Annotated in this window: 22 protein-coding genes; 12 read left to right on the plus strand and 10 right to left on the minus strand. The window is 61.7% G+C overall.

The window, feature by feature from the left end:
• The first annotated feature begins 27 nt into the window (after positions 1-27).
• The 6 genes from K2Y42_RS17940 (at position 28) to K2Y42_RS17965 (ending at position 8,504) form a co-directional block, all read left to right on the plus strand.
• Positions 28-1,335, plus strand: coding sequence for a porin (locus K2Y42_RS17940; RefSeq protein ID WP_291155044.1), 1,308 nt, complete (start codon positions 28-30; stop codon positions 1,333-1,335).
• A gap of 772 nt (positions 1,336-2,107) precedes the next feature.
• On the plus strand, positions 2,108-4,471 hold the full coding sequence (locus K2Y42_RS17945) for a TonB-dependent receptor (RefSeq protein WP_291155046.1): 2,364 nt from the start codon (positions 2,108-2,110) through the stop codon (positions 4,469-4,471).
• 59 nt (positions 4,472-4,530) lie between these two features.
• A complete protein-coding gene (locus K2Y42_RS17950; protein ID WP_291155048.1) occupies positions 4,531-5,574 on the plus strand; it encodes an ABC transporter substrate-binding protein in 1,044 nt (347 codons plus the stop codon).
• Positions 5,575-5,644: 70 nt separating this feature from the next.
• On the plus strand, positions 5,645-6,667 hold the full coding sequence (locus K2Y42_RS17955; protein ID WP_291155050.1) for an LLM class flavin-dependent oxidoreductase: 1,023 nt from the start codon (positions 5,645-5,647) through the stop codon (positions 6,665-6,667).
• Complete coding sequence (locus K2Y42_RS17960; protein ID WP_291155052.1) at positions 6,664-7,683, plus strand: iron ABC transporter permease; 1,020 nt, start codon at positions 6,664-6,666, stop codon at positions 7,681-7,683. Before K2Y42_RS17955 ends, K2Y42_RS17960 begins: the two co-directional genes overlap by 4 nt.
• Positions 7,684-7,730: 47 nt before the next feature.
• Positions 7,731-8,504 carry an ABC transporter ATP-binding protein gene (locus K2Y42_RS17965; RefSeq protein WP_291155055.1) on the plus strand — a complete coding sequence of 258 codons (774 nt, stop codon included), beginning with the start codon at positions 7,731-7,733 and terminating at the stop codon, positions 8,502-8,504.
• Positions 8,505-8,539: 35 nt separating this feature from the next.
• On the opposite strand, the gene K2Y42_RS17970 is transcribed toward K2Y42_RS17965, so the two are convergent.
• Positions 8,540-9,202: a class I SAM-dependent methyltransferase gene (locus K2Y42_RS17970; RefSeq protein WP_291155060.1), complete on the minus strand. Its 663-nt coding sequence runs from the start codon at positions 9,200-9,202 to the stop codon at positions 8,540-8,542.
• Between the two features lie 85 nt (positions 9,203-9,287).
• On the opposite strand from K2Y42_RS17970, the gene K2Y42_RS17975 reads away from it, so the two are divergent.
• The 3 genes from K2Y42_RS17975 (at position 9,288) to K2Y42_RS17985 (ending at position 11,369) form a co-directional block, all read left to right on the plus strand.
• Entirely contained in the window at positions 9,288-10,181 is an 894-nt protein-coding gene (locus tag K2Y42_RS17975; protein ID WP_291155061.1) for a LysR family transcriptional regulator, read from the plus strand.
• A 112-nt stretch (positions 10,182-10,293) separates the two neighbouring features.
• Positions 10,294-10,779, plus strand: coding sequence for a hypothetical protein (locus tag K2Y42_RS17980; RefSeq protein WP_291155062.1), 486 nt, complete (start codon positions 10,294-10,296; stop codon positions 10,777-10,779).
• A gap of 329 nt (positions 10,780-11,108) precedes the next feature.
• Complete coding sequence (locus K2Y42_RS17985) at positions 11,109-11,369, plus strand: hypothetical protein (RefSeq protein WP_291155063.1); 261 nt, start codon at positions 11,109-11,111, stop codon at positions 11,367-11,369.
• Positions 11,370-11,518: 149 nt separating this feature from the next.
• Here K2Y42_RS17985 and K2Y42_RS17990 read toward each other — a convergent pair whose 3' ends face one another.
• The 8 genes from K2Y42_RS17990 to K2Y42_RS18025 form a co-directional block, all read right to left on the minus strand.
• Positions 11,519-11,692 carry a hypothetical protein gene (locus tag K2Y42_RS17990; RefSeq protein ID WP_291155065.1) on the minus strand — a complete coding sequence of 58 codons (174 nt, stop codon included), beginning with the start codon at positions 11,690-11,692 and terminating at the stop codon, positions 11,519-11,521.
• A 101-nt stretch (positions 11,693-11,793) separates the two neighbouring features.
• Positions 11,794-12,180 (minus strand): cupin domain-containing protein, encoded by a 387-nt coding sequence (locus K2Y42_RS17995; RefSeq protein WP_291155067.1) that lies wholly within the window; start codon positions 12,178-12,180, stop codon positions 11,794-11,796.
• Positions 12,177-13,484: an MFS transporter gene (locus K2Y42_RS18000; protein WP_291155069.1), complete on the minus strand. Its 1,308-nt coding sequence runs from the start codon at positions 13,482-13,484 to the stop codon at positions 12,177-12,179. Before K2Y42_RS18000 ends, K2Y42_RS17995 begins: the two co-directional genes overlap by 4 nt.
• 22 nt (positions 13,485-13,506) lie before the next feature.
• Positions 13,507-15,738: a TonB-dependent receptor gene (locus K2Y42_RS18005; protein WP_291155071.1), complete on the minus strand. Its 2,232-nt coding sequence runs from the start codon at positions 15,736-15,738 to the stop codon at positions 13,507-13,509.
• A 142-nt stretch (positions 15,739-15,880) separates the two neighbouring features.
• Positions 15,881-16,723 carry an AraC family transcriptional regulator gene (locus tag K2Y42_RS18010; RefSeq protein WP_291155073.1) on the minus strand — a complete coding sequence of 281 codons (843 nt, stop codon included), beginning with the start codon at positions 16,721-16,723 and terminating at the stop codon, positions 15,881-15,883.
• 380 nt (positions 16,724-17,103) lie between these two features.
• Entirely contained in the window at positions 17,104-18,111 is a 1,008-nt protein-coding gene (locus K2Y42_RS18015; protein WP_366512426.1) for a PepSY-associated TM helix domain-containing protein, read from the minus strand.
• A 164-nt stretch (positions 18,112-18,275) separates the two neighbouring features.
• Positions 18,276-20,525 carry a TonB-dependent receptor gene (locus K2Y42_RS18020; RefSeq protein WP_291155074.1) on the minus strand — a complete coding sequence of 750 codons (2,250 nt, stop codon included), beginning with the start codon at positions 20,523-20,525 and terminating at the stop codon, positions 18,276-18,278.
• Between the two features lie 144 nt (positions 20,526-20,669).
• Complete coding sequence (locus tag K2Y42_RS18025; protein WP_291155076.1) at positions 20,670-21,191, minus strand: AraC family transcriptional regulator; 522 nt, start codon at positions 21,189-21,191, stop codon at positions 20,670-20,672.
• 118 nt (positions 21,192-21,309) lie between these two features.
• On the opposite strand from K2Y42_RS18025, the gene K2Y42_RS18030 reads away from it, so the two are divergent.
• On the plus strand, positions 21,310-21,648 hold the full coding sequence (locus K2Y42_RS18030) for a hypothetical protein (protein ID WP_291155078.1): 339 nt from the start codon (positions 21,310-21,312) through the stop codon (positions 21,646-21,648).
• Between the two features lie 201 nt (positions 21,649-21,849).
• Here the strand turns inward: K2Y42_RS18030 and K2Y42_RS18035 are convergent, their stop codons facing one another.
• Entirely contained in the window at positions 21,850-22,479 is a 630-nt protein-coding gene (locus tag K2Y42_RS18035; protein ID WP_291155080.1) for a flavodoxin family protein, read from the minus strand.
• A 303-nt stretch (positions 22,480-22,782) separates the two neighbouring features.
• Between K2Y42_RS18035 and K2Y42_RS18040 the strand changes: the two genes are divergently transcribed.
• The gene (locus K2Y42_RS18040) at positions 22,783-23,484 is read left to right on the plus strand and encodes a TetR/AcrR family transcriptional regulator (protein WP_291155082.1); all 702 of its coding nucleotides are present in this window, start codon (positions 22,783-22,785) and stop codon (positions 23,482-23,484) included.
• A 113-nt stretch (positions 23,485-23,597) separates the two neighbouring features.
• On the plus strand, positions 23,598-24,155 hold the full coding sequence (locus tag K2Y42_RS18045) for a DUF1523 family protein (RefSeq protein ID WP_291155084.1): 558 nt from the start codon (positions 23,598-23,600) through the stop codon (positions 24,153-24,155).
• Positions 24,156-24,186 lie beyond the last annotated feature (31 nt).

The following is a 24,186-nucleotide window of genomic DNA, read 5'->3' on the forward strand; positions in this document are numbered from 1 at the left end:
CACCTACGCAGTAACGACGGGTCGCACATGAAAATTCGCATAGCTCCGTGCCTTTCACCGTTCGCCATCGCTTCTTCGCTCATCGCGGCAGGCGCACCAGGACTGGCGGCTGACATCTCCGGAGACTGTTGCGCCGATCTCGAGGCAAGGATCGCGCAATTAAAGGCCGCAACGGCCCGGAAAGGGAACCGCAAAGTCAAACTCACCATCTCGGGGTATGTCGCGCAGGAGATCACCTGGTGGGACGATGGCGGAGAGCGAAACGCGTATCTCCACGGTCTCGGTCCGACGCAGGCAACGCACGTCAAACTCAATGGCGAAGCTGTCATCTCGCCGGGCTGGAAAGCCGGCCATCTGATCCGCATCCAAAATCTTTCGGACAATCCGTTTGGCCGTAGCGGCGCGGCCGCCATGGACCAGAACAGCAGCACGTTCAATCAAGGCCTCAATCTGCAGATGTCTTATTGGTATCTGCAGAGCGAAGCATTTGGGACGCTGAGCATTGGAAAGCTGGCACCCGCTGCCAAGAGCATAGCCATGTTTACCGATAAATCTGGAACTCAGATTATCGACAACGACACGTTCCTCGATGGCTTTCCGCAGTTCATCATCCGCAGCGGAGGCGATCTCTCACCTGCGGGACTGACCTGGGGGCAGCTCGCCTTTTGCTACGCGCAGAACGCGCCTCTCGGTGGCGATTGCGACGGACTCGTCATGAATGCGGTGCGATACGACACGCCTGTATTCGCGGGCTTCAGCGCGTCCGCGAGCTGGGGCCAGGATGACGACTGGCAGATCGGAGCGCGATATGCCGGAGAAAAATCGGGTTTTAAAGTGCTGCTCGGCGTCGGCTACTCCGGGAGCACCGACGAGAATCTCTCTGTCGTCCTGCCGAGCCTGATCGAAAAAGATTCTCGTTATTTCCAGGCCGGCGGATACGCTGAGCACGTGGACACCGGGTTATTCCTGCACGTTGCCTATGGCCGCGAGGATAACGGCGGCACCCGTCTCGCCGGCAACGCAACGCCTCCAAACGGTGAGCATTGGTTTTTGAAAGGAGGTGTGCGGAGGAAATGGACACCACTCGGGGCCACGATAGTTTATGGCGACGCCGGAAAGTATATCGACCAGGTTGGACCCGCTGCCGTTTCGTTCGGGATCACGTCGAGCGAACTCAACCAGTTCGGTGGTGGAATCGTCCAGGAGCTGGACTCGGTTTCAATGTCCGTCTGGCTCAAGTATCGCCAGCAGAGCGCCGAAATCTCCGGCGCCGGCGCGATGGGTCCGCTTGAAGACCTACAAACGTTATCAATGGGCGTCCTCGTCAGTTTCTAGAGCGTTCATGGGTATGCCTGTTTCGAAATTTCTGTTCTGGGCTTTCGAGAAAGATCTCTACATCTGACGTCGCAACTCCCCTCTTGAGCAGACATGGTCGGCGATGCCGAGGAACGCGCAGTTTGCGAGGAGGCAGACTGCAGCTATTAGGACCTGCCAACTTGCATTCGCCTGTTATGGATCAGAACCGGTCCACATCGATAGCGAGCCGCTTTGTGTGCTGCTATCAGGTGCCCCAACACTTACTTTCAAAGCAACAAATGCGCATTGTCGAAGGCGTCGCCAAACTCGGGCGCGCTGCGTGCAATCGCGGGGACTTGCGGCGGCGTCAAACGCCGTTGCCTTCGCGCTATATACGTGCCTATATAACGGGCAGAGATGCCGGGGGGCATCGAGTATTGCGTGGGGGAAACTGATGTCGCGGCCTGCCGCTGCAGCTATTGCTGCGGGCGTTTTTCAAACAAATTCGACGTTCGCTGAGGCTCAGCGATTTCGCTGCTCCGGCAGCAGATCCAAGGTATCGAGCCTGCGCCCGGGGTTTCCAGCCCCCATTCGAGCTCAGAGTGACGGACCAGGTGGTCCTCCCGCCTAAGGGTCGCGTCTCACGCTTTTCCCGCATGATTTAGCGCTCTGCTATCCGCGACCAGCACCCTCACGCCCATCAGAACAGGGCCGACCGGTCCTGCGCGGAACCGATCATGCCGACACCCAACAACATATCAAACGTGGTGAGCCACATCGGCCATCGCGCGTATCGCTAGGAGCGTTGCGTATGAGAGAAGTGAAATTCGCGCTGACTGCTGCATTGTTTATGGCGCCCATGCCGGCGCTGGCGCAGGAAGCGAAGACCAATGAGAAAATCGAAAGCCTGCCGCCTGTCACCGTGACCACCAATTCGCCGGCGAAGGCAGCAAAGTCCGCTGTTGCGAAGAAAAAGCCGCAGGCCGCGCCTGTAAGCACTCAAAATGTGCAGATCGAAGGGGCCAACGAGGCCCCGTCAACTCCCTCCGTCACGAGCAAAATTGTCGGCGGCGTGATTGTCACGAATCCGGATCTCGGGCGGGTCAGTAGCGTCACGCGCGAGGGCCTCACACTGTTCGGTGGTGGGGCGCAGACGAGCTTCTATCAAGCCGCCAACATCCTGCCTTCCGTGAACGTTGAGAGCCCTGATCCCTACGGCCTTAGCGCGACGCGCAACATCAACATTGCGGGCAAGTCAGACTTTCATCTCTCCCGCAACATCAACGGGCTCCCCGTCGCCGGGATCGTGGGTGGTGCCGATCTCTACGATCTCGAGAACATCTATCGGCTTGACGTCTATCGGGGAGCGATCCCGGCTGACAAAAGTCTTGGCATGTCCAACGCGTCCGGCGTGATCGACCAGATTATTCTTGGTCCGCAAGACAAATCATCGAGCTTCTTTTCGCAGAGCTTCGGATCCTGGGATTTCAGCAAGACGTTTGCGCGTTTCGACAGCGGGCTGTTGAGCACGGGCACGAAGTTCTTCGTCTCGGGCTCGGTTACGGACGCGGACAAGTGGACCGGAGTGGGCGATTCATCGCGCGATAACGCCGCTTTGGGCTGGAGCCAGAAGTTCGGAGACAACCTGAACGTCGACGTCAACGCCGTCTACAACAAGTTCGACGGCAATCCCTATCGTGCGCTGACCTATGCGCAGACGCGCGATCTCAAGAGCAACTACAAATTCGACTACAACACCGCTTTGACCGGCAATCCAGCGGCCGACGTCAACTATTACAAATTCAACCGCTCGAGCGCAGAGACCTACGCGCTCCAAGCAAACATCGACTACGAGTTCTCCGAAGGCCAGCACGTCGTGTTCAAGCCCTACTATTGGAACAACGATGGCGTGCAGTATTCTGCAGCCGGCAACAACGTCCAGATTTGGCGTCAGGAAAACGATAACGTTGGCGGCGTGCTCGAATACAAGGGCCAGTTCGGAACCGGCACAGACCTCACAGTCGGATACTGGTGGCAGTCCATGGCGCCTCCTCCGCCGCCGACTGACCAGCGTCGCTTCAGAGTCACGCCGACTGGGGACTTGGCGTTCGTGTCGTGGAACACGATCGCAAAGATCGATGATTTCGTCATCAACAGCCCGTACGCGCAGCTTACGCAGACTTTCGGATCGATCACCGTCACCGGCGGATTGCGCTACATGAGCCTCGGTGCGCCGGAGATGCAGTATTTCAACGGAGCGGGCGTGCCTGATGGCACCTTGGATGATGCCCTGGCCACTAATCCTGCTCTTCTCCCCGGCACCTCGGTGGCGCAGCACGACTACAACGAGTTCCTTCCGAACATCGCCATCACCAAGGATTTCGGCGCCGGATGGAGCGCAAACATCGCATACGGTCGCAACCTGGGGCGGCCGGACTGGGGTCCGCAGGCAAACAACTACATTTCCAACCGCGCTGCCTTCCAGGCCAAAGGCATCACGCTTCAGGATCTCGTTGACAAAGTTAGACCTGAAATTGCCGATCAGATTTCGGCTCAAGTCAGCTTCCAGGGAAATGGCCTGACGGTCATTCCCTCCGTCTTCTATGCTGAGCGCGCCAACAAGCAGGTGAAGATTATCGATCCCGGCATCGGCCCCAACATTGCCTATTACGAAGGGACCGGGTCGAGCACGGAATACGGCGCTGAATTGCAGGTGGGCTATCAGTTCGGGTCGGAACTTTTTGTCTTCGGTTCGGGAACACTCGCCTCTGAGACCTTCGATGCCGACACGGCAACGCTGAGCGGCGGCGCGCTGCTCGGCACCAAAGGAAAGCAGATCCCCAACACGCCCCAGACGATGCTCAAAGCCGGCCTGACCTATAGCTGGGAAGGCTTCTCGTTCACGCCGGTCGTCCGGTACATCGGGGAACGCTATGGCGACGCGTCGAACCTACAAAAGGTCTCTGCGTATACGGTGGCCGATTTTACTGTCGGCTATGACGCCACCCGCCTGTTCGATCTGGAAGAGGTGACAATGAGGGTTGGCGTCATGAACGTGTTCGATAGCAAGTATGTGTCTCAGATCGCGCCTAACGATTTCGATCTGAGCTCGAACGCGACGTACTACGTGGGTGCCCCGCGTACCTTCGTTGGCACCGTGGCGGTGAAATACTAGAGGACGGCACGAATGGAGCGTCGCAGATGCTCCATTCGTGTGCTTCCGGGAACGACTGCATGCTCCTGATGCAAACGATCGCTCGCCGATCTATCCCGCTATGGCTCTCTCTCGTCGTGTTGGTTGCTGCTGGAGCGTCCCCTGTCCGCGCAGATCGCCTCGTGACGGATATGGCCGGACGGACTGTGAAGGTGCCTGACAGGATTGCGCATGTGGCAACCATCGGGCCCGTTCCGGTTCTGAACAGCTTTGTGTTCGCCATGGGAGAAGCGGCGACGATCGCCAACAATCTACCGCCCAATCTCGGAGGACCGAGGTGGCGCTTCCAGTATGTGTTCGCGCCGCAAATCGCAAAGCAGCCGGTTATTCAAACTGGTGACGGGCCGAGCATAGAGGGTGTCGCCCAGCTTGCCCCCGATGTCGTTTTGACGATGGATCGGCCCACCATCGATCTGGTGGAGCGGGCGCGCACGCCCGCGATCTATTTGGCGTGGCGGGAGCCGGACGATGTGAAGACGGCAATGCGTCTGCTTGGGGCCTTGTATGATAAGCCGGATGTGGCGGAAACCTACTGCCGGTACTTCGACGACTCTCTCGCCAAGGTCAGCGCCCGTACCGATGCGTTGTCCGCAGCCGATCGGCCACGCGTTCTTTATGCAAACCTCAAACGCCTAACGCAGCCGCATCGCATCGCCGAGTGGTGGATCGCGAAAGCCGGAGGAAAAAGCGTAACCGATGACGGTCGCACCAGCGAAGCGTTCAACTTTTCAATCGAGCAGGTTTTGCTCTGGGACCCCGAAGTGATCATCGTTAGCGGAGCCGACGAGATCGCTGATGCCTACGCCGATGCGCGGCTCGCCGGCGTTTCGGCCATAAAGAAGCGTCGCGTGTATGCCGTGCCGATGGGCGCGCACGTTTGGGGGAATAGAACAGCCGAGCAGCCCCTGACCGTTCTCTGGGCGGCCAAGAACTTCCATCCCGAGCTATTCAAAGATGTGTCCCTCACTGAGGAAGTGCGCTCCTTCTACGCCAAGTTTTTTAAGGCCGGCCTGAGCGACAACGACATCGATGTGATCCTGGAGGGTCGCGCCGGTGCCCGATAGACAGAAACACGAAGGGGCTCTGAGCTGCGACGATCAGAGGCGTCAAGCTTCGCCCGATGCCGCAGCGCCAATGGGCTCGACGGTTCGCATCGGCCTTTCCGGATGCGGCGGCGGCCTGGAGTCGATCTCGTCATCGAAGCTGCTGGATCTCGTGGAGAGGATCGAAGCCTGGGGGTTCGATGCGCTGTGGCTGAACGAGGAGCACTTCCAGGGCAGCATCGTTGAAGTCGAAGGGCGCCGATGCCATTCGCCTCTCATCCTTGCGAGCGCCGTTCTTGCGCGTACGCGCAAATTGCGCGTCGGCTTTTCCGTGCTGCTGCTTCCGCTTCATCACCCGGTGCGTCTCGCGGAGGAAATCGCGACACTCGACGTGCTGTCCGACGGCCGGGTCGATTTCGGCATTTCGCGAGGCGGCAATGGTCGTTATCTCGAAGTGTATGGTGTGGCTCCCGAAAGTGTGGAGGAGCGCTTCCAAACGACACTGGAGTTTTGCCTCCAGGCTTGGCAGCAAGGCACGATGACGTTCGGAGGGAATGCCTACTCGATCGAGCCGAAGCCGGTCCAGAAGCCTCACCCTCCTGTCTTCATCGGCACCTATTCCGACGAGATGGCGGGCTGGACGGCGCGCGAGGGCCACGCGCTGATATGCCATGGCATCACGAGCATGGACAATCAACGCCGCCTGGTGAAGGCCTTCAGTGACGCCGGAGGCGACGTGCGACGCGTCCCGTTTGGACGATTTGTCTATGTGAGCGAGACGGACGCGAGTGCGCGCAAAGAGCTTTGGCCGACGGTGCTGAAATTGACGGAGAGGCTGAGAGGCTTCGGTCTGTTCAATCGTAAGGGTGTTGTCGCCGAGCGGGATCTCGATCCGGAGGTCTTCTTCAACGAGATGGTCATTGCGGGCAGCCCCGAGACGTGCGCGCGGAAGGTTCTCGCGCTCCATGACGAACTCGGGTTGACGTACCTCAATGCCTTGAGCGCGTTCTTCGGCTTTTTGCCGCTCGAACTTCTCGAAAAGTCGCTGGCTCTATTGGGAACTGAAGTCCGGCCGCGCGTGGAGCGCGTGCTGGCTGCCGGTCTCACATCATGAGACGGCCGCGTTTATTCTCAATCAGTGCGCTGCTGATGCTGGCGTTGCTTGGCATGACGGCAGTGTCGCTCGCTGTTGGCCGTTATCCGCTGAGCCTCGCGGACATTTGGGAGTTCCTGCAGGCGTCGGTCGGCCTGCGCGATATTGGGTCAGAACGGTACGCGCTGCTCTACAACATCATCGTCGAAATTCGATTGCCGCGAGTTCTGGCGGCCATCCTGATCGGCGCGGCGCTGGCGATATCGGGCGCCTCATTCCAAGCCGTGTTTCGCAACCCACTGGTCTCTCCCGGCATCCTCGGCGTGCTCGGGGGTGCCAGCTTCGGAGCGGCGCTTGGCCTGCTGCTGTCGGATCAATGGCTCGTGATTCAACTGCTTGCCTTCACGATGGCGCTTTTGGCAGTTGGGTTTGGGGTTTTTATCGCCAATCTCTTCGGGCCAGCGACGATGGTGACGCTTGTTCTCGGCGGCATCATCAGTGGTGCGCTGTTCACAGCCTTGTTGTCGATTACCAAGTACACGGCGGATCCCTACAATGAACTGCCGGCAATCGTTTATTGGCTGATGGGTAGTCTCCAGGCCGTGCAGTTGACGCACATCACCGCGGTGGCAATCCCGATCATCGCCGGCATCGTGGTGCTGACGCTGCTCGGTCACGCACTCGATGCCCTGTCGATGGGTGACGACGAAGCCCGTTCACTGGGAGTTCCCGTCACGGCTGTTCGCTATGGTGTGATTATCATGGCTACTCTTATCTCCGCACTGTCGGTGTCGATCGCGGGGATCATCGGATGGGTTGGGCTCGTGGTCCCGAATTTCGCGCGTCTGGCGTTCGGGCCAGCGAACACCCGCCTTCTGCCGCTCAGCGCGCTTATTGGATCGTTGTTTCTGCTGAGCGCCGACCTCATCACGCGTGTCATAACTCCTGCAGAGATCCCCATCGGGATCGTTACAGAGCTGCTTGGCATTCCCGCATTCCTACTTGTCCTTGGAAGGGCTAGGCGGGCTTGGATCTAGATCAGGCAAAACCCATCCAGATGGAGATGTCGCGAGGGCCTCATCTCGTGGCGCGCGACATACATTTTCGGATTGGCGCGCACAACATCCTGAAGGGCATCGATCTGGCCATTGGTCCCGGTGAGATCATGTCGCTCCTGGGTGCCAACGGAGCGGGCAAGACAACACTGCTGCGCGTATTGCTGGGGCTGATTTCGCCCGCCCAGGGACAGGTTCTTATCGACGACACCGCGACTTCGTCTCTGGCGCGACGAGACGTGGCGCAACGCATGGCCTATGTGCCGCAAGTCCACATGACGCCGTTCCCCTACACCGTCCGCGAAGTCGTCGCGATGGGACGGCTGTCGCGGAAGGGCTTGTTGGGCAATCCGTCCGATCGCGATCAAGAGGTCGTCCAAAGCGTTCTCGAGCAGATCGAGATTTCGCGCCTCGCCGATCGCGTCTACAGCGAGATTTCCGGAGGTGAGCGTCAGCTCACGCTCATCGCGCGGGCGCTCGCGCAGCAAGCGTCGATCCTCATCCTGGATGAGCCGATGGCTAACCTCGACTTCGGCTATCAGACCTTGCTCAGCACGCATCTGAGAAAACTCGCCCAATCGGGTCACACGATCCTCATGAGCGGCCACGACCCGCAGCTCGCTTTTCATTCGTCGACGCGCATCGGGCTGCTGTTTGATGGCCGTCTCGAGCTGGACGGCAAGCCACAAGACGTTTTGACCGCAGGGACGATGCAAAGGCTTTACGGGGTCGATGTCGACATCATCGCGCTCGCTGACGGCCGAAGAGCATTTTTCCCGGTTGTCAGCCCGGTTAGTCAGTGAGTGAACCGCTCCGCGTACTTCGATGAATGTGCAGGCTACCCGCGCTTGGGCGATTGATCCGTCGGCTTCTGCGCGACGAGAAAGATGCGGGCGTCTTTCCGCGTAGATCCATGGCGCGCGCGTTCGATGATCGTAAAGCCGGCAGCTTCGATCTCTCCTTCGAGCTCAGCCGCAGAGAAGCACGATACATACGGAGCCTTGCCCGCGAACTGAGCAATCGGAATGGCGTATCGTATGAGGGGGTTCATCTCGGAGAGGCACGGGGTCTTCGAGATGAACAGGCCGCCGGGCTTCAATCGTCGATGGAGCGATGAAAGCGTCGAGGGCCGTGCAGGGATAAGATGTAAGAGGTTGAACGCGAGAACGGCGTTGTACGCGGCATCCGGTCCCGGAACGTCCCCAGCGGCCGCAACCGCGAAGTCGACATTCGTGCATCCTGCGGTCGCCACCTTTCCGCGCGCGATCGCGATCATCTCGCTCGACACGTCCGTTGCAATCAGGCGCCCCACGGCGGGAGCGAGCTTCAGCGCGGTCGTGCCCGTCCCGCAGCCGACCTCGAGCACGGTGTCTGTGGCTCCGAGGATTTCCCGCGTGCGCTCGATCGTGCGCTCGTAGCCAATCGTGTCCTTGATCGGCGCGGCCGCATATTTGCGCGCTGCCTTGTCCCAGAACTGCGTGTCGTCAGTGGTGCTGACCATTGCGATCCCCCTCGGCCGCAACGATCTAACACATGCAAAATTCATTGGTATTGCCGCTGATTGCACATGGCATATACAAATATGCATGGATGAGATCGATTGGAACCTTGTGCGGGCCTTCCATGCGACGGCCGATGCCGGCTCGCTCTCGGCTGCGGCACGCAAGCTGGGGCTGACACAGCCGACGTTGTCGCGCCAGGTTGCGGCGTTGGAAGCAAAGCTCGGCGTCACTCTGTTCGAGAGAGTGGGCAAAAAGCTCATAGCGACCGACGTCGCCCTTGGACTTCTCGCGCATGCCCAGAACATGGCGACAGCGGCCGACGCAATGGCGCTCGCGGCCGCTGGATCCGTTCAGGACGTGGAAGGTCGCGTCACCATTTCGGCAACGGATACGATCGCGGCGTATGTCCTGCCCGATATCGTCGCGCGCCTTCGGCGCGAGGCGCCTCAAGTCACTGTTGCCATTGTGGCCTCGAATTCATTCAGCGACCTGAGACGGCGCGAAGCCGACATCGCCATCCGTCATGTGCGTCCGACTGAGCCCGAGTTGATCGGCCGGCTGGTGCGCGAAACGACGGCTCACTTCTACGCCTCCGCCCGGTGGATTGCCGAGAACGGATTGCCGGCCTCGTTTGAGAGCATTTCCGCAGCGGATCTCGTGGCCTTCGAGCCTGTCGAGCAATTTGCGGAGCATCTGGCTCGCATCGGTATCACTGTCAGGCCCGATGAATTTCGCATGGTCTCGGAGAACGCGGTCGTGCTGTGGGAGATCGTTCGCAGCGGGCTTGGCGTTTGCATGATGCTTCGCGAAATCGCGGAGCGCACGCCGGGTATAGTCCGTCTGCTCCCCGATTTGCCCGGAGTTCCTGTGCCGATCTGGCTCGTCAGCCACCGCGAGCTGCGCACGAGCCGGCGCGTGCGCCTGGTCTTTCAGATCCTCGCCGAGGAACTGAGTGGCGAGGGCTGCGTTCCGTGTTGAGTGTGTGCCGGATGTCGCGGAACCGATACGTGTGTGAGGCAGTGTGGTAGCTGTGCGCCACCTCACTGTATGGATGACGCGACGCCCAACAAACGACACGATGCCGTGGCCGTTGGTGGCCAAGGCTGATGTCAATTTCGATCGAATGCAAATGAGCCGTATCCGCAGACTGGCCGCGAGCTTTCTGATCGTTCTGCTGGTGCCATCTTTGGCGCTCGCGGCGACGCCGCTTCGCTATTGCATCGGGCCGTCCGGTCATCAGGCGCTCGAGTTTGTCATCGACGGCATCTCCCACAGCGGCAATCACGCAAGCCACGGTCACTCATCGCAAGATGCTGACGACTGCAGCGATGCCGGCAGCACGGCGTTCTTAGACGCCGAGAGGTGCACCGATACGGCGTTGATGGACACGGCTTCGGCGCCGCCCGTGGTGGACCTGAAGCACCTCACAGTGTCGTCGCTGTTAGCGCAGCCGTTGTTCGTGATGCCCGCAGCGTCCGCCGACGATTTGCGCGGTCCTCCTATCGCCAATAGTCACAAGCCTCAGCTTGTCGATCCGCGCGTTGCGATCCGTCGCACGACGGTGCTGCTCATTTAGAGCCATCGCGCCCTGCGCGTGCCTCACCTGCAATGCGGGTGAGCACACTTTTCCAAACATCTGACAGCTCCGGCCTTGCCTTCGGCAATGCTCCAGCGTGCTCACGCTAACCGCCTCATTTCGATGAGTGGGGATCGATGAGTCGTGCGCGGATGCAAGTCGAGTTGGCCGCGCGGACGCTACGGACGTCACGGAGGCGGGCGCAAGCCCTGCCACCTCAAGGAACACGGCAATCGACAAGGAGGAAGCACGCCCTAAGCGACGAAACATTCATTGCGGCCGGTGAGGCCGTTCCAACCTCAACGCAGACCTAAACCTGGAGATGAAAAATGAAATCAGTTGTTCGTATCGCAGCACTTGCTCTGAGCCTCGGCGCGCTGTCGCTTCCCGCGTTTTCGGCCGATGATCACGGGCATTGCTCGGGCGCAAATGTCTGCGCCGGTGACGCTGCTTGTGAAAAGCAGGGCTACAAGGAGCTGACGAAGGACGAGTGCTCCAAGATCGACGGCGCCAAGTTCGAGGCTTCCTCGCATGAGGGCGAAGGCCACAAGGACGGCGATCACTCCAAGCACGACCACGACAAAAAGTAACGGACAGGGCCGCGCGGCATTCTTCGGATGCCGCGCGGCTGCCCGTTCCGTTGGGCAACCCATAGGGAGTACGACCCATGCAAAAACTAGTCTGCCTTCTATTTGCAGGCTTCGTCTTTTCTCTCAGTCCGGCATCGGCGAATGTCGGCTCAGGCCTGCTCGCCAAGGCGTCCAGCCTCGACCGCGGTGTCACCGAAGGGCAGGTGCTTGAGATACGCCATCGCCACCGGCACTGGCGGCGGCATCATCACCATCGGAGATGGGGGCACCGCCATCATCGTCGGCACTGGGGGTTCAAGCTTCACCGGCGCCATCATCATCATCACCGCTATCATTGACAGCGGTGGGCGCGGCGGTTGGGAAGTCCCGCCGCCGCGCTTGTCATATCCGCTGCGATAGCGGGCGCGTCCGGTGCTTCGGCGATTTAAGGTCCGGTCGGCCTCGTTGCGCGGCCTTCGGAGCCTTCGCTGACGGTTAGAAACATGAGCTTCACCGGCGAGAGCGTGCGCTGGGAATGCCAGACGCCGGCCGGAATTTGAACCACGTCGCCTTTGCGTGCCGTCTTCTGAATCTCGCCGTCGGGCGTGAGCTGGGTAAGCTCCGTTTCGCCCTCGAGGATGAACAGCATCTCGTCGCCTCCGGCATGGCGCTCCCAGCCTGTCTGGCCGTGGAAATGCACGAGGCCCATGAGACAGCCTTGGAACGTGCCGAGCACACGCATGCAGTCGATGGCATCTCCCTCGGACATATCTGGCGTGACGTGAGCGACAGGCATGGCGTCCAGCAGGGTAGAGACGTCGTGGATGTTCATGCTCTCGATCCTGTTTCTTCTTTTGCATCCAACTCGAGACTGGGCGTCGACGGCCGTAGAATGGCCAGCGCCAGAACGACTGTGCTGACAGCAATGGTCAGGGCAAATCCGGCGGTGTATCCGATCTGGGCGGCCAGAGCCGTCGCCAGGCTCGCGGCCATGATCTCGCCGAGCACGTTGGCGCTCTTGAAAATTGTCACGTCCGTGCCCGCCTGCTCGCCTCGACGGGCGAACAGCATCAGCACCGTGTAGACCGCAACGGAGGCGAGCCCCATTCCTGTGCTGCCTACGATCCGGAGCGCCGCGGCCGTGACGATGTCGGGGCGCGTGTTCGTCCATGACAGCGCGAGCCACCCGGCAGACGACGCCATCAGTAGGACAAGCCCTATGAGGAGCGACGGCCAGGCGCCGACGCGCGCGACGAGCCACGCCGCGGCGCCGCACCCCAGCACGATCATGGCGCCCATGCTGAGGGTGTCGATAGCGCCGATTTCGCTCGGGGCCCAGCCCTTGTCGACGAGATAGAGGCGAAGGAGCGAGCCATCTCCGGAGTGGGAGGCGGCATAGAGGGTCGCGACGATGAGCACGAAAAGGAAGTGAGGGCGCTTGACCGCTGCCAGGAGCGTGGCCCGCTTTCGCGGGGCGGGCGCGGCACTCTCGGTTTCGCGCCAGACAACAGCAGGGATCGCACATAGAACCAAGAGGCCGACGATGCCGAGGAGGCATCCGCGCAAGCCGATTGCGTCGACCGTCATCAGGACTCCGCCGCCACCGAGAAGCACGCCCGCCGCCATGCCGCCCACGCTGTAGGCGTTGGCGAGCGCGAGGTGGCGGCCTTCCAAGCGCTCTGCGGCGAGCCCATCGGTGGCGATGTCCTGTGTGGCGGCAAACAGCGACGCCAACCCTAGAAGGATGAGGCTGGAGGTTGCCCCGCTGCTGTCGGCGCCGGTCAGGATCAAGGCACCTATGGCTACGAGCACGAGGAGCTGCTGCAAGAGCAACCACGTGCGCCGGCGTCCGAGCGCCGGCCACCAAAGGCTGTCCACGAGGGGGCTCCACAGGAACTTGAGCATCCACGGCAGACCGAGCAGCGGTACCCACGCGAGGAGCGACAGCTCAACGCCTGCGGCTCGAAGCAGCACGGGGTACGAGCCGAAGATGAGCCCCAGCGGAAGCCCCTGGGCGAAATAGAGGGCGCCGAGCAGCAGCAGGATGAAGGCAGGGCTGTCCGTTCGTCCCTGCCTCGTCGCGCTGTGTGCAGTTTCAGTGCCGTGCGACGTGTCTTGGCCGAGTGAGGTGTGCACCTTGTCTTGCCTCCTCAATCGGTCAGAACGAGACCTTGGTGCGCACGCCGTAGGTCGCCGGGTCGCCGAGCGCGCCATAGGCGCCCACGCCGCCGGTTCCGGCGAAGTCGTAGGAGTTCACCACGTAGCGCTCGTTGAGGATGTTGCGGCCGAAGAAGGCGATGTCCATGTCGCCGTACTTGAAGCCGAGCGTCGCGTTGAGAAGCGTGACGCCCTTCTGCTTCGAGGCATTGGCTTCGTCGAGGTAGTAGTCACCCAGCGTGCGGGCATCGACAAGCAGGTAGCCGCCCCAGTCGGCCCGGTACTCGAAGCCATAGTTCGTTGTGAACGAGGGAATGAAGCTGACCTCGTTGCCGCTGAAATCGGCGTAGTCATTCACGAACTCGCCGAAAGTCGCATGCGTCACGCCGAGCCCGCCGAAGAGGCGGAGCTGGGACGTCATCTGCAAGCTCGCCTCCAGCTCGCCGCCGTAGCTTTCGACGCGCTCAGCATTATTGACGCCGAACTCCGACGGGCTGAACTGGTTCAGCACCTGATAGTTCTCGGTGTCGGAATAGAAGAGCGAGCCGTTGAGGGCGAGGAAGCGTCCGAACGGCCGGCTCTTGAAGCCGATCTCGTAGTTGTCCGAGGTTTCTTCGTCGAAGCGGAACTCGTTGATGTCGGTCAGCGCGCGGTCGGCGATGAAGCCGCCCGGCTTGAAGCCGCGCGCATACTTCGCATAGGCCGTGAAGTTCGAGGTCGGCGCATAGAGCAGCGCAATCGAGGGCAGAACCTTCGCATAGTCCTTCTCGGCTTCTGCGATAAAGGGAGCTGGATGCGCGTTTTCTCCCTCGCGCCCTGCCCACTCGTAGCGCATGCCGGGGACAATGGTGAAGCCGCCGCCGAGCCCGTAGCGCAGCTCGCCGAAGACGGCGACGTCGTCGCTGGTCGTCTTGGCGTGCCGCAACGGCATGCCGGGAATTTCGATGTCGGGATAGAGCAGTGTGCCGCCGTCGAAATCCATGACGGTGTGCGCGGCGAAGACGCCGGCCGACCACTGAAGCTGCGCCGAGGGATCGTTCGACGTGAGGCGTACTTCCTGCGTCAGCGAGCGGACCTCCTCTTCCGAGTAGCCGATGTAACGCCACATCGGATCGGGAATGGCCGTCTGGTCGCCGTCGTTGTGGAAGTCCCATGTCGAGCGGCGGTTTGCCGTGACCGACAGGATGTCGAACGTGTCGAAGCGGCTTTTGATGCGCAGGGCCTGCAGGTCCTGGCCGATGCGCTCCTTGCCGGGATCGTTATAGGTGACGTCGAACGGGGCGGTGGCAAGCTGCGCGAACGGAATGAACGGATCGCTCTGGTCGTCAAAGCGCTCGTGCTGCAGGATGAAATCGATGGTCGTGCGGCTTGTGGGCACGATGGTGAGCTTCGCCCGGCCGCCGTAGGATTCCTTGTCGCCGTAGGGCTCGTTCAGGGCGGTATTGTCATAGAAGCCGTCGCGCTTCTGGCCGATGAAGTCAGCGGTCAGGAAGGCGGAGCTTGAGCCGAGCGGCGTCGAGAAGCCTGCGCCGGCCTCGTACGCGTCGTAGTTTCCGGCCGATCCTGTGACGTAGCCGGTTGGCTTGTCGGTTGGGCCGCCCGTCTGGATGTCGATGACGCCTGCCGGGCGGCTGAACCCGAACGATGTGCTCTGCGGTCCCTTGAGCACGTTGATCTGGTCAACGCGCGTAAACATTGAGGCGCGGGCCAGTGTCGTCAGCGCGGGGATGTCATCCACGTAGTAGCCGACGCCGGGAACGACGCCAGGGGACGACTGGTAGCCAAGCTCGTGCACGCCGCGGATCGAGAAGGTCGGCATGCGGTTGCCGCCGGAGTCGAAGCCGGTGACGTTCGGGAACGATTGGGCAAGATCGCGCGCGGTGCTGAGCCCGCGTGTTGCGACCTCGTCTCCGGTCATGACGGAGACGCCCGAAGGAACATTCGCAAACTCGGCAGTGGCCTGCGAAATGCCATCCGCGGGTGGTTTAGCGGCGGGCGGAGGCTGGGGCTGCGGCGCGGTCGCAGCGACTGGCTGCTCAAGTGCCTTCTTTTGCGCCGCGGGTTTCTTCGCCTTCTTGGCGGTGACGCTCAGAGGCGGCAGATCATACGTCTCGTTGGCGTCCGCCGGCTTGGCGGCCTGCTGGGCCACAGCTTCTCCGGCGGCCACGACGGCGCAAGAAACGGCATATGCCAGAACGCAGGCCATTCGGCCCGATGCGAGAAAAGCGGTCATTCAGTAGCCCCCACGGCGATCAAACTCATGCTGGGATAGGAGGGCAGCAGGAGATCGATAACAATCGCCGCGGCTTTGGGGATTCCGTCTTTGTCTTTGGCTTTTCGCGTCGAGCGAAGGGGGCAACGGATGAGACCGGCGGCTAGGTCTCATCGCGGCCGACGCACGTGCTCGGCGATACGCCGAAACGCTTGCGGAACTCGGTCGAGAAATGCGCCGGATGGTAGCCGCAGCTGTAGGCGGCTTGGGACACGGACATTTCGCCCTGCTCGAGCAGCATCTTGGCGTGATCGAGGCGTGCCGCTTTGACGTAGGCGTAGACGCTCGCGCCGAACAGGGCGCGAAACAGCTCTCCCAACCGGTGGGCATTCATGCCGACTTTGCGGGCAAGGTCGGGAACGCTCGGCGGATCGGAAAGTGAGGCCAGTAACATTCCGCGAGCCGCATGAACGCGTTCGATCTCGCCGGCGCGGGCAGAGGGTACGCCGTCCGTGCCCGATGGACTGGCTCTGCCCATCGCATCGCTCTGGGCAACGACGGACAGCAGCTCCAGCGCCTTGCCGGAAAGGTAGAGCCGACGTGCGGGACCAACCAGCGGGCAACCGAGCATCTGCCAGGCCAGGGCATTCGCCGGGCGATGATTGTTCCACGATCGGTAGTTTGTCTTGGGAGGCGCGAGGGCGGTGCGGGCGCCGGGCCCGGCGATGGCGTCTACGCGCTCGAAGGGGAGACGGATGAAGACGGCGCTAAGCTGGCAGTCCTGCGGCACCCTATGCTCGATGCTCACCGGATCTTCGAGGCAGTAGTTGATCACCGTCCGCGGTGTCCAGGTGTTGTCGAAACCGGAGCGCGAGGTGGAAATCGTGCCTTCGGTCAGAATACCGCACCAGATTCCGGGCAGCATCGAAGAGTCCCAGCGTTGCGCTTCGGACAACGTCATCCTCGAGAGGATGATTTCCAGGCCGTCGAATTGGACGGTTTCCATATCTGGTTCCTACACCTGCAAACCTCACGCTTACATAATATTGACCGCAATAGTCAAGTTTAAGCCCGCGGCTGGCGCGCGACCGCAGTCGGGTGTGGCCGTCCGGGCGCCGGTTGGTCTGTCGGAGCTTTGGAAATTGGAATCTGGGTCGTCGGAGCGCCGGTTTGGCAGCACGCGCTAGGGATTTGGCCCTTGGGCCGCGCTGGGCCGGCGGGCGGAGTTCGGCCAGAGACCGTAGGCGCAAACGGCCACAGGCACGGCGAGAAGCGCCCAGGATATCGCGTCCCAACCGGCGTCGCCCGTCAGTCCAATGAGCAGACCCGCGATCGTCGCGACTGCCATGACGGCGGGATAGGTCCAAATGCCGGAGCGCCTTCGCACTATCTCCGACCTCCATCACGGAGGCGGCGTGCCCGCAGGATGCGGCCGGACCACAGAACCAGGCCCGATCCGAGAACGAAAATCGTGAGCAGGGTGAGGAGTGCCCAGATTATTTTGAGGGGGAGGCCACCGTAGTCGCCAAAGTGCAGCGGTTGCGAGACGAGAAGGGCCGTGACGTACCAGGGCATCGCGCGCGAGTCGACGACGCGGCCGGTGGCCGCATCGCAGACCACGGGTTTGAGAAGGCGCGATGTCAGGGGCGAGGCGCCCTTCATGAACACGGCATAGTGGCTGGCGCTCGAAAAGATCGATCCCGGAAACGCGATGAACGACGGCTTCATTCCGGTCGCCAGGGCTTGGGCGGCGTCGGCCGTTTGCTGGACGGAGGACAGCGTTTCGGGGCGCGGCCTGCCGGCTTCCTTGCCCAGCATGTCGGCGAGCTGGTCGTACTGCCAGTACTTTATGGTGAGATCGGCAAAGGCGTTGAGCACACCCGTTGACCCAACGACCAGCATCCAGCATCCGATCACGATGCCCACGAGGTTGTGAAGATCGAGCCAGCGCACGATGGCCACGCGATGGTGGCGGACTTCGCCAAATTTCAGACGCCGCATGGAAGGCCCGTACAGGGCAATGCCGCTGGCGATAGCCAGAACGAAGCAGGCGCCCATCACCCCGAGAAAGATCTTGCCCTTCAATCCAAGCAGCAACTCTGTGTGCAGGCGAAGGATAAAGGGAAGCACGCCCGACTGCGCATTTATCTCATCGAGGATAGCGGCTCGATGGGCATCGACGCGGACGGTGCGGTTCTTGGTGTAATCCGATGTGGGCGTTGCTCCGATCGAGAGGAGAACGACGCCCGGCTGATCGTCGTCCCAGAACACGAATTGGACCGCGTGACCTGGCAGATGCGCGTGGCCCGCTGCAACGATGCGGTCGAGGCTCGCGGGCTGTGTGCCAGGTGCGACGGGCTGCGGCGCGGCGTGTGTTCCGCTCAGCTCTTCGATCTAGTGGGCGAAAATGAGAGGCAGTCCCGTCAGGCATAGAACGAGCAGGAATGCTGTGGCTACCAGGCTGCTCCACGTATGGACGACCGACCAGAGCCGCCCGCTGCGGATACGGCGGGCGGCTGCGGGATAGAGGATCGTTGTGGGATGACCGTCCGCCGGCATTAGAACTTCTGGCTGGCGCCAATGCCGACCACACGGCCGTGCCCGACTGCCATGCTATGAATGTTCGGCGTGTACGTTGCGCCGAAATACTGCGCATGCTCGTCGAGCATGTTGTTGCCAAACCCGTAGATCTTCAGGTCCTGGTGCTCCCACTCGATCCGCAGGTTGACAATGCTGTACGGGTCCAGGTCGAACGTGTTGCGGATGTCTGCGGCGCGCGCGCCGACATACTGGTATTCGGCCTGGGTCAGGACGCTGCCGGGAATTCCCAGCTCGTGGCCGGGAATGCGATACTGCGCGGATACGTTCGCCGTCATATCGGCCGACAAGGGAACGCGGTTGCCGTTGGCGGCGCCGGTCATGCTGCCGGGCTTTACCCCCACCATTTCGGATTCAGTGACACCCAATCCCGCGGTGACGGTCAGCCGCTCAGTCAGACGGGCGGCGCCTTCGACTTCGAAGCCGTAAGAATTGTAGTCCTGGTTGGCGAATATGTAGACCGGCACGCCGCCGCTAATGATGTAGTCGTAGAGCTGACCATCGGCGATGTCGTTGAAGAAGGCGCTCACGTTCAAATCGGCGCGGCGGTTGAACCAGGAGGTCTTGGCGCCGACTTCGTAGGTCCATCCCGTCGATGCGCCGAACGGAACGGAGGGGTTGCCGAGGGCCGAGTTGATCGCCGTTTTCTCGAAGCCGCCGGAGGCGTAGCCGCGGGCGATCGAGGCATAGGTCATGACGGTGGAGGTCCAATCGTAGGAGGCGGCCGCGCGCCCGGTGAGGTAGGTATCCGACACGCTCTGCCGCTGGCTGAAGGTCGGGACCGTGCCGGGAAATCCGTTCGACACATAGAGCGACGACAGCTCTTGATCGTCGTGGGACAGGCGAAGTCCGCCGGAAATCTTCAGCCTCTCCGTCAGCGGCACTGTCGTGTCACCGAAAACCGACCATGTCTGCGCGGTGATGGCGATGTCGTTGGTGCCGTTCTGGTAGGGGCTCAGCGAGCTTTTCTGGACCCGCTGCTGATCGTACTCGGAGCGGAAGTAGTTCGCGCCGATCACCCATGAGATGGGGCTCGCATCTGTGGAACTCAGGCGAAATTCCTGATTGTAGATCTTCTCTGTTTCGTCGATGTCCGTCCAATCCGTGGAGGGATCGGCGAAGTAGGCCGGCGGCAGTCCTGTGTATGCCGAGAAGAGGAACGAGTCCGTGCCGTCGTAGTAGCCGGCGAGGTCGAGGTTCTGGAAATTCGATACGGACGTGAAGACGACGCCATCGAAGCGGCGCTGGATATCGGCGGTGAACTCGGAGCGCTCGCGGTCGTTCATTGGAATGATATCGGCGCCGCTCACGGGATAGCCCGGCTGCTCCAGCAGAAGGGTGTAGGAGTTGTGGCGCTTGTCGCGATCATGGCCGGCCATGAGGTTGATCGTGAGATCGGGTGACGGTGTGAAGCGGAGCGTGCCACGCCCTGCTGCCAACTCGGCACCCCCTTCGTGGCCCCCGGCGATGCGATTTGGAATGTCGCCGTCCAGGTCTTGGAAGCGCAGTGCTGCGCGTCCTGCCACAAGGCCGGGCGCGAGCCAGCCGCCTGCGACGACCTCGGCCAGCTTGTGTCCGCTGCTTCCGAGTTCGCCGGTGACCTTGAACTCCCGCTCGCCGTCTGCGCCCCTGGTGATGACGTTGACGGCGCCACCGAGGGCGTTGCGGCCGAACAGTGTGCCCTGTGGTCCGCGCAGCACCTCGACACGCTCGACGTCGAGCAATGACGGCGGATAGCCGAACGCGGTTGTCGGGACGCCGTTGGTCGCGAAGCCGACCGTGTTGTCGAGAGAGTTCAGCGGATTTCCCAAAGGACCGACGCCGCGCATGTTCACGAAGTCGAGACCCGGCTGGCCGAAGCCTGCAAACACGAAGTTGGGCGAGGCGCGGGTGATCTCGGCTCCGGGATCGCTGCTGTAGAAGTTGGGAACGTCGCTCATGCCGCCGGACGGGGCGCCTGTGCCGCCGTTGCCGGCCGTGTCGGGTGCTCCCTCGATGACGGTGATGCCGATCGGTACGTTGCGGGCCTGCTCGACGCGCTTCGTCGAGGAGATCTTGCCGGGCTTGCCGGTGGCTTCGACCGTCAACGGCGCGAGTTCGACCGTCTCGCCGGCCGGTTGAGGGTCTTGTGGCGCCGCGTCTTGCGCCAGCGCCGAGCTGGCCAGTCCCAATGCCATGGCGGCCACGCCGCACAATCTATCGACGCGCATCAACGCAAGTCCCCCAATAGTTTACGTTCCCCGTAAACTTTCAGGTAGCACCCGTGCGGGGAGGTGCCTACGGCGGGGGCGTTTGCGCGATCAAATTCCTCGTTTGCGCAATCAAACCTGGTCGCGATCAAACTTGGCGCGCGATCAGCGTTCGCGGCGATCAGCGCTCGGAGGATGGCCGAAGCGCTTGCGATAGGCTGTTGCAAAGGCGCCCGCGTTGGCGAAGCCCACTCGGAAACCCGTCTCGGCAATGGAGAGGGCTTCGTTGCGGAGAAGCATCTGGGCAATCTCCAGGCGCCGGTTGCGCACATAGCCGAAAATGGTGTCGCCGAAGGCCAGACGGAATTGCCGCGAGAGGGTGGTGACGTTTACGCCCAGGAGGCGCGACAGTTCTGCGAGACTTGGCGGCGAGACGATATCGCGATCGACGATATTGCGTGCGGCTGCCGCGCGCTCGAACTCGCGGGTTGAAAGTCCGCTCGCTTCGCGTCGGCCGCTGTCCTCGGCGATGAGGCGGGTTGCCTCCGCGATCATGGCGAGGACGCAGCCCTCCAGAAACAGCTCGCTCATGATGCCGGTGTAGGGATTGTCCAGCGTCCTCTGGGCGAATTCGCTGAAGGTGGTCGATCGCGGAAAGTGGCGGGCCAGAGTTTCAGAGGCGAGCAAGGCGCGGAGAGGCGCTACGTCATCCGTATCGCCGTCTGAGACGCGGAGGGACTCCGTGAACGCGGAGGTGATCTTGAAGCCTGCTCCCGCGCTTCGTGTTCCTGCGTCGCAGTAGCCCTTGCAGGACGTGATTCCCAATGACGAATGGGCAGTGGGGTTGCGTGGCGACCTGGCCGACGCCTGCGATCTCGAGGGGGCGCGCTGGGCCTTCGAACATGATGCCGCACCGCACCGAGGGATCTTCGTCGACTTCGATGATGCGATCCTCGAGGTACTCGAGATCGTAGGCGGTTACGAACAAGCCCGGCTGGAGTTGGCGCGCGAGCATTTTTCCGCGCGCGAAGGGGGCGTTGACCAATCTCGGCAGTGCATCGCTCGCTCGCGACTGCTCGCCCAGGAGAGACGCAATCTCTTCGAGCTCAGACTGGCCGATCTCGTACGTGCGTTGTGCCGTTGAGAATGCGACTGCGCCCATTTGGTGAGACATCCGAAGTTGATGAGAGCGACACCAGATTGCGGCGGGCTCCAAATCTAAGCTCAGGTCTGAGTGTATACAACGGGTCCTGCTCCGTTATCTTTACGGTATATGTATAGAATAATGAAGGAGCATTTAGAGCGTTCCCGCTGGGGCGCCGTGCTGCGGTCGCGGCGATGGACGCTAGCCCCAGACGCGTCCGGATCTGGGCGTGTCGAGCTGATAGTCCGTGGCGTGGCGGGTGAAGAAGTCTCGTCCGAAACGGCGTGCGGATGCGACGGGATCGAGCGGGTCCTTGTAGACGTCGCCGCGGGCGTTTCCGATGCCGTGCACGACGCCGACGAACGTCGAGCGGGTATAGCGGGAGAACTCCTGAACCTGACTGACGATGCTGGCAGATACCTGAGGAAAGGTCTCTTCGGAGCTCAGTACGAGGCCGACGCGCTTGCCGAGCATTCCGCCGGTCACCTCGGCGGAGCGCGGGTGGGATGCGGCATAGTAGCAAAACGTGCGATCGAAAAACGCCTTGAGCTGGGCCGATGCGCCATACCAATAGATGGGCGTTGCGGCGATGAAGCCGTCTGCGGGAAGGTAGCGTTCGAAGAAGACGGAGCGGAAGCCGTCATCGATTGCGCATTCTCCATCTGGCTTGCGGCATTCGCGGCAGTCTCTCAGGAAGAAGCGGATGAAGTCGTCGACGTATGCGAATTCGACCTCGTGGCCGGACTCTTCGAGGCCCTCGCGGACTGATTGAGCCAGGATCGACGAATTTCCGTTGCGACGAGGACTCGATGATAGAACGAAGGCCTTCATGTGTTCCCCTTCAGCAGTTCTAATCCTGACGTATTGAACGCGCGTGCTCGTGGACTTCCAGTGCGCCGGACCCGGGCGTTCCGCCGCAGAGCTTCGCGACGCAAGGCTGAGCGGATTGGAGCAGCGACAGCGATGTTCTCGCGAAGTTTGGGCTAGTATTAATTATCCAATTAGTTAAATCATTCATCAGGACCGTCGCGATTGCAAGCCCCAGTTTGAAGTCGAGGCGCCTTGCGGGCTAAGCTCCCGCAGCGCGCCGCAACACGGCTGTTCAGCACGCATCGCCGAGGCGAAAGAGAGAGAATGTCGAACCGGAAATCGAAGGGCGCAGGGCGCCCGGTTCGCGTGGAGCCGTCTCCTCGCAAAACGGCCGGGGTGGCGGAGGCGTCAGAGCGAGCGAAGGGCCGGGAAGCCGAGTTCCTGAAGGCGGCGCTCAACCTATTTGCCGAGAGCAATTTCGCGTCCGTGACGATCAAGGACATCGCCCAGTCGCTCGGCGTCAACACGGCGCTCATCTATTACTACTTCGAGAACAAGACGGACCTCTTCAGGGCGGTCATCGATTTCGCGCTCGGGAACGCGTTCGCCAACATGCGCGCCATTGAAGCCGGCAGCGAGGACCCGGCCGAGCTCATTTCGGCGTGGCTCGATCATCACGTGGACCGCTACGCGGAAATCCACCACTTCGTGAAGATCGCGCTCGACTACAAGGGCTCGACGGAGCGGGATCCGGCGGTGGATGCGACGATCGCCAACTTCTACGCTAAAGAGCGCGAGCTGCTGGCGCGCTTTGTGCGCCTTGGCATCGATCAGGGGCGGTTCCGGCGCGTGGACCCCGGCCGCATGGCCCAGTTCATTTCCACTCATCTCGACGGGTGCATGGTGCGGATGGTCATTCTGCCGGATTTCCCGCTCAAGGCGGAGGTCGGCAATCTGCGTCGCCTGGTGCTGAGCCACCTCGAGCCTGACGCGGCGCAGAAGCCGGCACCGCGATCACGGCGCTGACGGTGGCTCTCCGTCGCGCCCGAGCGGGCGAAAGCCGCCGACATTTCGCTTTCGCTGCAACCGGCCGGTATGCCAACATTGCAAAGTCCGCGAGGCGCGCTGAGGTTTGATGCATGCTCCAGGCTTGGCTGTCGGTCGGTTTCATCGTTCTGATCGCGATTTTCATCCTCGCCTACGTGCTGTGGCGGAGGGACAGTCGCGTTCTGGCCGTCGCCGCGCTGGTCGTGGGCGTGCCGCTCTGGTTTGCGTGGGAGTATGCGCGTCCGACGTGGACGACCGGCGTCGTGACCGGAACCGAAGTGCGCCGCAGTGATCCCGATGCCCGCGGCAACACGAGCGACGTGCAATACATCTATATTCGCAACCGGTCCGACCGGGGGCTGGAGCTGACCAACGAAGATTCCTGGTGGTGGCTGAAGCGGAACAGCGAGCGCGTCTTCAACGACGCCAAGACCGCCGAAATGCGTCAAACCGAGATGACGCTGATGTGGAACCGCTGGCGCTCGACGCTCTTCAGTTGGTATCCGAACGTGATCGCCATTGGGCAGGCCGGGTCCTGGCCGTTCTGGTCGTTGCGCGTCATCGGCTTCTACGGCATGTCGATCGCGCTTTGGATCGCGTACTTCTACGCGTTTGTCTGGCTGAACCGCTCGCGCGCGCCGGATGCGTGACGGTGCCGGGCTGTGAGGTCCACGCCGAGCG

It is taken from the genome of Hyphomicrobium sp., from assembly GCF_019744875.1.
In the GTDB taxonomy this organism is placed as follows: Bacteria; Pseudomonadota; Alphaproteobacteria; order Rhizobiales; family Hyphomicrobiaceae; genus Hyphomicrobium_C.